Source organism: Tenacibaculum aquimarinum (genome assembly GCF_022478115.1).
GTDB lineage: Bacteria > Bacteroidota > Bacteroidia > Flavobacteriales > Flavobacteriaceae > Polaribacter > Polaribacter aquimarinum_A.
The window spans coordinates 1-12,491 of the sequence record NZ_JAKGSC010000005.1; the positions used below are offsets into that span (position 1 = coordinate 1).

Sequence of the window (12,491 nt, forward strand, 5' to 3'; positions counted from 1 at the left end):
AATTTCTGTGAACTAATTTGCTGTATTTCTTAGCGGCTGCAAATATAAAACTTTATTCTAATCTCGCAATAAAAAAAATAAAACTTTTTTAAACTTATTTAGAACCTCAAGAAAACTGAACTTATTTGCCGAAAAAATCGGACTGCAAAGATACTACCTTTTTCTCTTGATAACCAAATAAAAAATAAACTTTTTTTTGAAAAATTTAAAACCTTTTTATTTAATCGCTTCTACTATTTACGCCTACTCTAACAACAATCTCAATGAACTAAACTAACTAACCATATTCCCGTTAGCGGCTGCAAACATACAACACATTTTCTATTCTAAACTAACTTTTTTAATCTTTTTTTAATCTTTTTTTTACATACACTGATTAAGAGTGTTTTATATTTAAAGTTTTTTCATTTTTATATTAAAACTAAATCTACTCTAACATATAATGACATAGTTTTCTAAATGGTTAGATGGAAACCTTGACTTTCCCCTTAACAAAACAAACAACTACACTTTTATATTATGTACTACATCTTATTAATAAGTACGCGTTAGGGATTGAAGCGGTATCCTTTTTGCTTTTCGCAAAAAGATATAGCAAAAAGCCCGACCCAAAGGGTAACGCACAAACAAAAAATTACTCCTATATATGTATACATATATATTGTACAGGTTTTAGTTTTACAATATCTTTGCCTTTCAACTATTTCCGCTTGTAGGGAAATGAAACATATATAATGATACATATTACTTTACCTGACGGAAACGTCAAAGAATTTGAAAGCAATAGCACACCAATGGATGTTGCTAAAAGTATTAGTGAAGGATTTGCAAGAAACGTTATTTCGGCAAATTTTAACGGAACTACTATTGAAACTACTACTCCACTTACCACAGATGGTTCTTTAATTCTATATACCTTTAATGATGAAGGTGGAAAAAAAGCTTTTTGGCACTCGTCTGCACATGTTTTGGCAGAAACTATTTTAAGTTTTCATCCAAATGCGAAGTTAACTATTGGGCCTGCTATTGATAATGGTTTCTATTATGATTTAGATTTAGGCGATGAAACACTTTCTGAAAAAGATTTTCCTGCATTGGAGAAGAAATTTTTAGAGATTGCTCGTGGGAAACATGAGTTTTCTATGCGATCGGTTTCTAAAGCGGATGCTTTGTCTTTATATGAGGAAGAGAACAATGAATATAAGGTTGAGTTGATTGAAAACTTAACGGATGGTGATATTACTTTTTGTGATCATAGTAACTTTACTGACTTATGTCGTGGTGGACACATTCCTAACACAGGAATTATAAAAGCTATTAAGATAATGAACGTTGCTGGTGCTTATTGGCGTGGTGATGAAAAGAATAATCAGCTTACACGTGTTTATGGAATTAGTTTTCCGAAGCAAAAGATGCTTACTGAATATTTAGAAATTTTAGAAGAAGCTAAAAAACGTGACCACAGAAAACTTGGTAAAGAGTTAGAACTTTTTACATTCTCTCAAAAAGTTGGTGCTGGTTTACCTTTATGGTTACCAAAAGGTGCTGCTTTAAGAGGTAGATTGGAAGACTTTTTAAAGAAAGCACAAAAGAAGGCTGGTTACGAAATGGTAATGACTCCTCATATTGGACAAAAAGAACTATATGTTACTTCTGGTCATTATGAAAAATACGGTGAAGATAGTTTCCAGGCAATTAAAACTCCAAAAATGGATGAAGAGTTTTTATTAAAGCCAATGAACTGTCCACATCATTGTGAGGTTTATAATTTTAAACCTTATTCATATAAGGATTTACCTAAACGTTTTGCAGAATTTGGAACGGTTTATAGATATGAACAAAGTGGAGAGCTACACGGTTTAACTCGTGTTAGAGGTTTTACACAAGATGATGCTCATATATTTTGTACACCTGAACAATTAGATCAGGAATTTAAAGAAGTTATAGATCTAGTATTATATGTCTTTGGTTCTTTAGGTTTTGAAAACTTTACAGCACAAGTTTCTGTAAGAGATCCTAAAAACCCCGACAAATACATCGGTGATGTAGCAACTTGGGATATTGCTGAAAATGCAATTATAAGTGCAGCAACAGATAAAGGGTTAGATTTTGTTATTGAAGAAGGCGAAGCGGCTTTTTACGGTCCTAAGTTAGACTTTATGGTAAAGGACGCTTTAGGCAGAAGTTGGCAATTAGGAACGATACAAGTTGATTATAATTTACCAAAACGTTTCGATTTAACGTATAAAGGATCAGATAATCAATCTCACAGACCTGTAATGATTCATAGAGCTCCATTTGGTTCTATGGAACGCTTTATTGCCGTATTACTTGAGCATACAGGAGGAAATTTCCCTCTTTGGTTAACACCAGATCAAGTTATTATACTGCCAATCAGTGAGAAATATGAAAAATATACAGAAAAAGTTTTAAATCTGCTTGAAAATTCCGAAATTCGCGCCCTCGTAGACTCACGTAATGAGAAAACGGGACGTAAGATTAGAGATGCCGAAGTAAGCAAGATACCATTTATGGTTATTGTTGGTGAAAAGGAAGAGCAAGATGGCACGGTATCTGTAAGAAAACATGGAGAAGGTGATTTAGGTACCTTTACTATTGAAGAATTCATTTCTCTAATACAGAATGAAGTTAGTAAAACCCTAGTTCCTTTTAAATAAAAATAGAAATTAACTTTTAAATATATTAGTCATAGCAATTAGAAGAAAAAGGTCAAGAAGACCATTACGAGTAATTAAAGAAGATCAACATAGAATCAATGGAAAGATTCGTGACGTAGAAGAAGTGCGTTTAGTTGGTGAAAATATTGAAATTGGTGTATACCCAATTTCTAAAGCTAGAGAACTAGCTAGAGAGCAAGAATTAGATTTAGTTGAAATTTCACCTAAAGCTGTACCACCTGTTTGTAAAGTAATAGATTACAAAAAGTTTATGTACGAGCAAAAGAAGCGTGAAAAAGTCTTAAAATCTAAAGCTACAAAAGTTACCGTAAAGGAAATTAGATTTGGACCACAAACTGATGAGCATGATTATGAATTTAAAAAGAAGCATGCCATTAAGTTTTTACAAGATGGTGCTAAATTAAAAGCATTTGTATTCTTTAAAGGACGTTCAATAATCTTTAAGGAACAAGGTCATATTTTACTATTAAAGCTGGCGCAAGAGTTAGAGGATTATGGTAAGGTAGAACAGATGCCAAAATTAGAAGGTAAACGTATGATTATGTTTATTTCTCCTAAGAAAACGAAATAAGAGAGTTGAAAATTAAAGGTTAAAACCTTTTACTTTACAACTAAAGATAATAAGCAAGATAAAAACGAGAGACAGAGATGCCTAAAATGAAAACCAAATCTAGTGCCAAAAAACGATTTAAAGTTACAGGTACTGGTAAAATCAAAAGAAAGCACGCGTTTAAAAGTCACATCTTAACAAAGAAGTCTAAGAAACGTAAGCTAGCCTTGACTCACTCAACATTAGTTCACAAAGCTGATGAAGGAAATATCAAGCAACAGTTAAACTTAAGATAAGTTTAATAAGGGAATTTAATTATTAACCATGTATTAGGCTCAAAGAATTCAAATTTTAGAATCGCCTACTACAAAACACATTGAAATTATGCCAAGATCAGTAAATTCAGTAGCCTCAAGAAAAAGAAGAAAAAAAATCTTGAAGGCAGCAAAAGGTTACTTTGGAAGACGTAAAAACGTTTACACAGTAGCAAAAAATGCGGTTGAAAAGGCTATGCTATATGCATACCGTGACCGTAAAAACAATAAGAGAAACTTCCGTTCTTTATGGATCGTGCGTATTAACGCAGGAGCTAGACAGTATGGAATGTCTTACTCACAGTTTATGGGAAAAGTAAAAGCTAATAATATCGAATTAAACCGTAAGGTTTTAGCTGATTTAGCTATGAACAATCCAGAAGCTTTTAAGGCAATTGTAGAAAAAGTAAAATAAGTTTTAATAACCTTGCTTATAATAAAAACCCAAACTTTACGTTTGGGTTTTTTTACACTTATTATATTATAACACCAACTGTACAAACTTTCAGATGAAAACTATACAATTAACTATCTTAAGCGCTTTATTAACGTTAAATATATTTGCGCAACAACCTAACCAAGTTCAAGAATTTCCAAAAACTATTGAAGGACAATTTCAGAAACTTTACAAGCAATCTAACAATTACCAAGTTTATAAGGTAATGCGAAAAGATAATTTTTTAAAATTACAGAAAAACGTCTTAGATAGTATTTCTGCTATTGAAAAAGAAGCTTCAAACAAACAACAAACAATTAATTCTCAACAAAAAACTATAGCTACTTTAGAAAGTACAATTTCTAAAACAAATAAAGAACTTACAACTTCTTTAAGTAAAGAAGATAATATTTCTTTGTTTGGGTTACAGCTAAGCAAGATTACTTATAATACTATTTTATGGGGAATTATAGCTGGGCTTTTAGCTGGACTATTATTTTTTATATTTAGATACAACAACAGTAATTCACTTACAAACGAAGCGAGAAAATCTTTATCTGATGTAGAAGAAGAGTTAGAAAAATATCGTAAAAAAAGTATAGAAAAAGAACAGAAACTACGTAGACAATTACAAGATGAAATTAATAAACAGCGTGGTGTTTAATTAAAAATTAAAGATTTTTAGAAACAAGAATCAAGACAAACTCTCAAAAGAATAAACTTTTGAGAGTTTTTTTGTTTTTAGTAACTTTGGTACACTGTTTGCAAAACACTATATAAACAAATCAAAAAACCCATAATGGGTATTTAATAGAAGCATAAATTTATTTAACTATTTAAATGAAATAGATGAAATCACTCTTTACCTTTATTACTTTAATTTTCTTCGGAAATATACAAGCTCAAAACAACTTTCCTAAAGCTGACATTATTGATACAGGCTATGGAGATTTAACCGTTCAACCAATAAAACACGGAAGTTTAGTTTTAACTTACAACGGAAAAACTATTTATGTTGATCCAACTGGTGGAAAAAAAGCCTACACAGGAATTGCAAAACCAGATATGATTCTTATTACAGATATTCATGGAGATCACTTTAACATGGAAACCATACAGGAATTAGATGCAAAAAACGCTGTAATTATTGCTCCTGAAGTTGTTGCAAATAAACTAACTTATACTTACAAACAAAACTCAATTGCTTTAAAGAATGAACAAGGTGTTCATAGAATGGGTTTGTTTATTTCTGCAGTACCAATGTATAATTTACCAGAAACGGAAGATAGCAGACATACAAAAGGTAGAGGAAATGGATACACCATAAGCATTGAAGATTTTAATATTTATATTTCTGGAGATACTTCGGCTATTCAAGAAATGAAGATGTTATATGGTATTGATTTAGCATTTGTATGCATGAACTTACCTTATACAATGGATATTAACGAAGCGTCGGAAGGTGTTTTAGCTTTTCAACCGAAGATAATGTATCCTTATCATTACAGAGGAAAAGGAATGATTAGCGATACTAAAAAGTTTAAAGAACTTGTTGATGCTGAAAATTTAGAGATAGAAGTTCGCTTACGAGATTGGTATATGAAGTAATCAGTATTCAGTATTCAATATTCAATATTCAATATTCAATATTCAAAACAAATAAATCCTAAGTTTAAAATCTTAGGATTTACTTTTTTATGTTAAATTATGTCCGAGAACGTCCAACTTTGTCCGAAAACGTCCACAATTGGACGTTTTCGGACACTTCGTATTTAATGTTTCATAGTTTTAAATAACAATAACTTTAAAACTATTTTATTATGAAAGCTATAAATTATTTAAAACTTGTTTCAGTTCTTTTATCTTATTGTATTCTTTTTCAAAGCTGTTATAGTTACAAAACGATAAAAGGTGATGAAAAAGATATTGAATTATTGAAAAAATACAAGATTGATTTAAAAAACTCAAAAAGGATAAAGGGAAAGATTGTTGGCTTTTATAATGATACAATTCAACTTTTATCAAAAGGGAAAACTTTAAAAATTTCAGAAAAAGACGTTAAAGAAATCAAGAAAAGAAAATTTTCTATACTAAAAACTAGTTTAACAACTTTAACTGTAGCTGCAGTTAGTGCTCTAGCAATATTCGGCATAAGTTTTAACATATTTAAAAAGGACTTCAACCCTTTTAAAAATATTATTTAAATAAAAACTCTATATGTTTTATGTTAATGAAAATAGTTAGCAAATAAGCGCGTTAGGGATTGCAGCAATTGTTTGAGCTCTTTTTTGAGGAACGAAAAAAAAGCGAGTGCGAAAAGCCCGACCTGAAAGGTAATGCCCAAATTCTAATCTTTTTTACCCTAAAAAGTATTCAGTTTTTAAAACTAAAAAAGCCCAAATTTTTCAACTTGGGATTTTTATACTTATAAATTAAGAAATTACTTCGTTTCCTTTCAATGAAGCAAATGTTAAATACTTTCTCCTAATTCTTTTAATTTAGAGGTGTTTTCTGCCATCATTAATTCGTCTAAAATCTTCTGAATATCACCATTCATAATATTAGGTAAGTCATATAAAGACAATCCAATTCTGTGGTCTGTTACTCTTCCTTGTGCGTAATTATAAGTTCTAATTTTTGCACTTCTATCTCCAGAAGAAACCATAGAACCACGTTTTAACGCGTCTTCTGCTTGTTTTTTAGCCAATTCCATATCGTACAAACGAGAACGTAATACTTTAAAGGCTTTCTCTTTATTTTTATGCTGACTTTTTTGATCTTGACATTGTGCAACCAAACCAGTTGGAATGTGCGTTAAACGAACCGCCGAATAGGTTGTGTTTACAGATTGACCTCCTGGACCAGACGAACAGAAAAAATCTATACGTACCTCTTTTGGATTTATCTCTACATCAAATTCTTCTGCTTCTGGAAAAACCATACAAGTTGCTGCAGAAGTATGTACACGCCCTTGTGTTTCCGTCTGAGGAACTCGTTGTACACGATGCACTCCAGCTTCAAACTTTAAAATTCCGTACACATCATCTCCGGTTACTTCAAACTGAATTTCTTTAAATCCGCCGTTGGTTCCTTCAGAATAATCTACCGTAGAAACTTTCCAACCTCTACCTTCACAATATTTTGTGTACATTCTAAATAAATCTCCGGCAAAAATACTTGCTTCGTCTCCACCTGTTCCTGCACGCAATTCTACAACTGCATTTTTATTGTCTTCTGGATCTTTAGGAATTAATAAAAACTTAATCTCTTCTTCCAATTCTGGAATACGAGTATTTGCTTCATCAATTTCCATTTTGGCCATTTCTACCATTTCTGCATCGCTTCCGTCTGCAATAATTTCTTTGGCTTCTTCTATATTTTGCTGTAATTTTTGGTATTCATCACCTCTTTTTACAACATCTCCTAAATCTTTATACTCTTTACTTAATTGAGCATAACGTTTCTGATCCATAATAATTTCTGGTTGGATTATTAAATCTGAAACCTCATCGAAACGTTGCTTTACAATTCTTATTTTATCTAACATTGGGTGTCTTTTCTAAAATGCGAATTTACGTTTTTTTATCGAATTTAAATTTGATTATATTTGATAAATCAAATTGCTGACTATGCGTATTTTAACTTTTTTTGCACTTATTTTACTTTTGAATTCTTGCCAGACAACAACTAAACAAAACTATCCTGATTTTCTTTTAGGAAATTGGCAACGTGTTAACGAAAAACCAGAAAAACAAACTTTTGATTTTTGGAATGAAGACTTTACTGGAATTGGTTTTACCTTAAAAGACAAAGACACTATTTTTAAAGAAATTATGAGTATTGTTTCTCTAAAAGATACATTGTGTTTAAAAGTTGAAGGTGTAAATGAAAAACCTACTTTGTTTAAATTTACTGAACAAACTGAAGATTCTTTTGTTGCTGAAAATAAGTTAAATGAATTCCCAAAGAAAATACATTATTTTAAAGATGGAAAACGTCTAAAATGTAAAATTTCTAACGAAGAATTTGAAATAGATTTTGTTTTTGAGGAAATGAAATAAGTTTTATATCTTTATAAAAACCACAAAAACTATCTTTTGTATTTCCAATATTATGGATAATACAATATTTAGTTTTTATATGACAAGTTACCCAACATTAACCAGCACAATGAGAAATGAGGATATACAAGAATTTATAGACAGATTGAATAGCGGAAGATATAAGGACACGATATTCTTGAGACAAATAAGCGAATTTGTATTTATTTCAAAAGTGAGAGAGAAAAAAATTGACTTAAAAGACAAGCCAAAATTTTCACAGAATTATTATACTTTTTTCTTCATCAAAAATGAAAATGATGAATTTATAGGAGCAGTTGAAGATAGATATTCTGACTTACATTGGTATATAAATAAGAAAAGCAGAAAAAAAGGTTATTTAGTTAAAGCATTGAAAAATGCAATTCTACCATATATTTTCTATGATGAAAATAAGGATTTAGAAAGCCAGAGAATAACAATAACAGAATCACAAATTGGAGAGTTTAATTATAATAACTCAAAAAAAGTAGCTTTGTCATTAGGATTTAAGCCAGTTAATGAACAACAATCTGAATTTGTTTTAAATAGAAATGACTTTGATTGGTCAGAAGAAAAATTAGAAGAAATAAACACAAATTTGAATGACGAGAAGCTGAATGAATTTCGAAAAAGACTTTCTTATATTTATCAAAATTTCGAATCAATAACAAACGAATTACTAATGGCTTATGGAAATCAGTATGAAATAGAAAACTTGATAGAATTATCGAAAAAAATATGCTATTCAAAAGCAACAATTGAAGATGTTATTTGGGAAAACAATGAAAAAAATAACGTTGGGTAACATCGTATATAATTTATTGCTAGTTCTAGCATACTTACGAAAATCCTCGCGGATTTTCTATTCGATTTTTATTTGTTAACTTAGTTGCTTAACCACGTAACAAACCATATACAAACACGTTGGGCACAATTAAAAAAAAACTCTGAATGGATAAAAAATATTTCTGTAGAAACTGTAAAGGAAATAGAAATCATAAGCTAATTCACGAAAAAAAGATAAAAGGAGATGATGCAGAAGGGTACATCCAATGGATAGAATTTTATATGGTCATTGAATGTTTAGGCTGTGAAACTGTTTCATTTGTTCATACTTATGCAGATTCCGAAATGAAACAATATGATGAAGAAGGAAACGTTGAATATTATGATGAAACGACAATATTTCCGCATATATTAAAAAACGGAAAAGAATTAGAGTATTTAAATTTTTTACCACCAATTATTAAAAATATTTATAAAGAAACGTTAACCTCTTTTAAAGGTAATGCCTATATATTAACTGCAGGTGGTTTTAGAGCTATAATTGAAGCTACTTGCATTCATCTGAAAATAAAAAAAGACAATCTATCTGCAAGAATTGACTCTCTTCAAGAAAAAGGGCTTCTAACAAAGAGTGAATCAAAAAGATTACACTCAATTAGATTTTTAGGAAATGACGCATTACACGAAATGAAAACACCACGAAGAGAACATTTACTAATACTTTTAGATATTGTAAACCATTTACTTGAGAATTTGTTTATTCAAGATAAAAAAATAGGAGATAAAATTGAAATAATAATTGATGAATATAAAGACTTTCTAAAACTAATAAGGAATAAAATTAGTGATGAAATTCTTAATAAGGAATTAACAATGAATGAGATTTTAGGAAATTCAAAAAGATTACTTAAAAACAAAGTATTCTTTAATAAATCTATAGAAGAGTTGAATAAAAAAATAGAAGATGGAGAAATAGATTTTTTATCAATAGCAAATGAAGGAAAATATAAAATTGAAAAAGTACCGAATAATATTTTTAACTGGTAAAACTGTGCCCAACACCGTGTATAATTAATTGCTTGGTTTTAGACAATTTACGAAAGTCCTCGCGGACTTTCTATCTGTGATTTATATGCTAAACTTAGTGATTAAAACACGTAACCTTACTTCTCCTCGTTAAAAAATACTTTATAGTATTTCATTTTTTTCTCTTCGTCGTAACCTCTTTCTAAATATTCAGAAGAAGCGTCTGGCGCATCTACATCTATAGAAATTTTGATATTTGTATCTAACTTAATTTCAGTTTTAAACTTACTCTTTTCCTTTTTTAATACAACATCAGAAACTTCAAAATTGTTTCTAATTAAGACATCGTTTAAACCTTCGAAGTGTTTTTTGTAGTCTTCAAACTTCTCTTTATGCTTCTCTTCTTCAAAAATTTCATCTTTAAAAGTATGATAATCTACATTTTCATGCTCTTTAAAATAATCTACCGTATTTGCTAAGAAAGTACTTTGCTCCTGTTTACCAAGCTCTGGTTTTATTACTTCTTCAGAAAATTCTTTACACATTTCTAAATAATTCTGTGTGTGCGAATTTCTATCATCTGCATATTTTACATTCAGGAAGTTTTTAATCCAATATTGTGCATCGTAATTATTGTTATCTACCGATAAAACAACGGTTCCTTCTGCATCAGTTGTGTTCAAAATTATACATCCTTTGTCTAATTTCTTGGTTGAAATTCCTTTTTGAACCACAACATCAAAACTATCTTCTTCTAAATAAGTTTGGAAGAAATCGACTTTATTTTCAATCTTAAAAACACCAACACCTTCTACCATCATGTCTTTGTAATCTAAGTTTTCAAACAAAACCACTAAAACATCACCTGCTTTAATTTGTGCCGAGTTGGATTGTTCATACAAATGGTTTACAATGTTTTTAGAATACTCTATAAATGTTTCTTGATTTCCAAAAACTTCGTGAGAATAGTTATTCATTTCATTTAAACGAACATCTGCATGATGATTAAAACGGTAACTCTGCGTAACATTTGCAAAAGGTTTCAATAAAAACGGCATTAATAATTCGTAGCTTTCTTCATCAAAACGCACCAAACTTTCCGACATAGCATTTTGGCCGCTATTGTACTTGTTCCCTACTTTATGAATTATACATTTACTTATTTCTGCGCGTGTTCTTTTAATCATTTTCTGATGAATTTAGGAAGGCAAAAATAAAGGAAGTTTGGTTGTAAAAAAACAGTAGCGTACTAATTAATTATTAAAAAAAGTGTAATCATAAAAAAAGCCTCAGATATCTCTGAGACTTTCTTGTTTATGTTACTGTTTTTAATACTTAAAAGTACCATATTCACTTTTAATAGTCAGTTTTTTAGTAGCTGATTCTTCAACGCTACCAACTATTTGTGCATTTACGTTGTAAGATTTTGAAATTGAAATAATTTCTTCGGCAACTGTAGGAGAAACATAGATTTCCATTCTGTGACCACAGTTAAAAACTTGGTACATCTCTTTCCAATCAGTGTTAGATTGCTCTTGTATTAATTTAAATAAAGGCGGTATTGGAAACATATTATCTTTTACAATGTGTAAATTATCTACAAAATGTAAAATTTTTGTTTGCGCTCCACCAGAACAATGAATCATTCCGTGCACATCTTCCGAAGTAAACTTAGAAAGAATTTCTTTTATAATTGGTGCATACGTTCTTGTTGGAGATAAAACCAATTTTCCTGCATCAATTGGAGAGTTTTCAACTTCATCCGTTAATTTTGTATTACCTGAATACACTAAATCTTCAGGAACAGCTGCATCAAAACTTTCTGGATATTTAGCTGCTAAATATTTATGAAAAACATCGTGTCTTGCAGACGTTAATCCGTTTGACCCCATTCCGCCATTATATTCGGTTTCATAAGTTGCTTGTCCAAAAGATTCTAATCCAACAATTACATCGCCGGCTTTTATGTTTGCGTTGTCAATTACTTCAGAACGTTTCATTCTTGCAGTAACAGTAGAATCTACAATAATTGTACGAACTAAATCTCCTACATCAGCAGTTTCTCCTCCAGTTGAATGAATGGTAACTCCAAAACCTTTAAGATCTTCAATAAGTTCTTCTGTTCCGTTTATAATTGCTGATAAAACTTCACCAGGAATTTTACTTTTATTTCGCCCAATTGTAGAAGATAACATAATATTATCTGTTGCACCAACACATAATAAATCATCAATATTCATTATTAATGCATCTTGTGCAATACCTTTCCAAACAGAAATATCTCCTGTTTCTTTCCAATACATATAGGCTAAAGAGCTTTTAGTTCCTGCTCCATCTGCATGCATTATTAAACAATAATCTTCATCATTTGTTAAATAATCTGGAACAATTTTACAAAATGCCTTGGGAAATAAACCTTTGTCTATATTCTTAATTGCATTGTGTACATCTTCTTTAGATGCGGATACACCTCTTTGGGCGTATCTTTTAGAAACTTCTTGACTCATGTTGTTGTGTTGTGAGTGCAAATTTAACTTTCTTTTATTTGGCATCATAAAAAAAACCGAATGATTTTCATCATTCGGCTTATATTTTTTT

General features: G+C 30.3%; 13 protein-coding genes. 10 read left to right on the forward strand and 3 right to left on the reverse strand.

Annotation, left to right across the window (positions count from 1 at the left end):
- Window positions 1–734: 734 nt before the first annotated feature.
- From thrS to L1S33_RS10430, 7 genes are all read left to right on the forward strand, one after another.
- On the forward strand, window positions 735–2,678 hold the full coding sequence (gene thrS / locus L1S33_RS10400; protein ID WP_240551761.1) for a threonine--tRNA ligase: 1,944 nt from the start codon (window positions 735–737) through the stop codon (window positions 2,676–2,678).
- A gap of 73 nt (window positions 2,679–2,751) precedes the next feature.
- Window positions 2,752–3,270 carry a translation initiation factor IF-3 gene (gene infC / locus L1S33_RS10405; RefSeq protein ID WP_303435542.1) on the forward strand — a complete coding sequence of 173 codons (519 nt, stop codon included), beginning with the start codon at window positions 2,752–2,754 and terminating at the stop codon, window positions 3,268–3,270.
- 77 nt (window positions 3,271–3,347) lie between these two features.
- On the forward strand, window positions 3,348–3,545 hold the full coding sequence (gene rpmI, locus L1S33_RS10410) for a 50S ribosomal protein L35 (protein WP_240551760.1): 198 nt from the start codon (window positions 3,348–3,350) through the stop codon (window positions 3,543–3,545).
- A gap of 88 nt (window positions 3,546–3,633) precedes the next feature.
- Window positions 3,634–3,978 (forward strand): 50S ribosomal protein L20, encoded by a 345-nt coding sequence (gene rplT / locus L1S33_RS10415; RefSeq protein WP_072555391.1) that lies wholly within the window; start codon window positions 3,634–3,636, stop codon window positions 3,976–3,978.
- A gap of 94 nt (window positions 3,979–4,072) precedes the next feature.
- Window positions 4,073–4,663: a hypothetical protein gene (locus tag L1S33_RS10420; protein ID WP_240551759.1), complete on the forward strand. Its 591-nt coding sequence runs from the start codon at window positions 4,073–4,075 to the stop codon at window positions 4,661–4,663.
- A gap of 185 nt (window positions 4,664–4,848) precedes the next feature.
- A complete protein-coding gene (locus L1S33_RS10425) occupies window positions 4,849–5,607 on the forward strand; it encodes an MBL fold metallo-hydrolase (RefSeq protein ID WP_240562280.1) in 759 nt (252 codons plus the stop codon).
- A gap of 212 nt (window positions 5,608–5,819) precedes the next feature.
- On the forward strand, window positions 5,820–6,203 hold the full coding sequence (locus L1S33_RS10430; RefSeq protein ID WP_240562281.1) for a hypothetical protein: 384 nt from the start codon (window positions 5,820–5,822) through the stop codon (window positions 6,201–6,203).
- Window positions 6,204–6,469: 266 nt separating this feature from the next.
- Here the strand turns inward: L1S33_RS10430 and prfA are convergent, their stop codons facing one another.
- The gene (gene prfA / locus L1S33_RS10435; RefSeq protein WP_240562282.1) at window positions 6,470–7,546 is read right to left on the reverse strand and encodes a peptide chain release factor 1; all 1,077 of its coding nucleotides are present in this window, start codon (window positions 7,544–7,546) and stop codon (window positions 6,470–6,472) included.
- Window positions 7,547–7,628: 82 nt separating this feature from the next.
- On the opposite strand from prfA, the gene L1S33_RS10440 reads away from it, so the two are divergent.
- The 3 genes from L1S33_RS10440 (at window position 7,629) to L1S33_RS10450 (ending at window position 9,914) form a co-directional block, all read left to right on the forward strand.
- Window positions 7,629–8,060, forward strand: coding sequence for a hypothetical protein (locus tag L1S33_RS10440; protein ID WP_240562283.1), 432 nt, complete (start codon window positions 7,629–7,631; stop codon window positions 8,058–8,060).
- A 52-nt stretch (window positions 8,061–8,112) separates the two neighbouring features.
- Window positions 8,113–8,886, forward strand: a complete 774-nt coding sequence (locus L1S33_RS10445; RefSeq protein WP_240562284.1) for a hypothetical protein — start codon at window positions 8,113–8,115, stop codon at window positions 8,884–8,886.
- A gap of 146 nt (window positions 8,887–9,032) precedes the next feature.
- On the forward strand, window positions 9,033–9,914 hold the full coding sequence (locus L1S33_RS10450; protein ID WP_240562285.1) for a DUF4145 domain-containing protein: 882 nt from the start codon (window positions 9,033–9,035) through the stop codon (window positions 9,912–9,914).
- Between the two features lie 116 nt (window positions 9,915–10,030).
- Here the strand turns inward: L1S33_RS10450 and L1S33_RS10455 are convergent, their stop codons facing one another.
- Window positions 10,031–11,080 carry a nucleoid-associated protein gene (locus L1S33_RS10455; protein WP_240551753.1) on the reverse strand — a complete coding sequence of 350 codons (1,050 nt, stop codon included), beginning with the start codon at window positions 11,078–11,080 and terminating at the stop codon, window positions 10,031–10,033.
- A gap of 141 nt (window positions 11,081–11,221) precedes the next feature.
- The gene (locus L1S33_RS10460) at window positions 11,222–12,400 is read right to left on the reverse strand and encodes an AIR synthase related protein (RefSeq protein WP_240562286.1); all 1,179 of its coding nucleotides are present in this window, start codon (window positions 12,398–12,400) and stop codon (window positions 11,222–11,224) included.
- Between the last annotated feature and the right edge of the window lie 91 nt (window positions 12,401–12,491).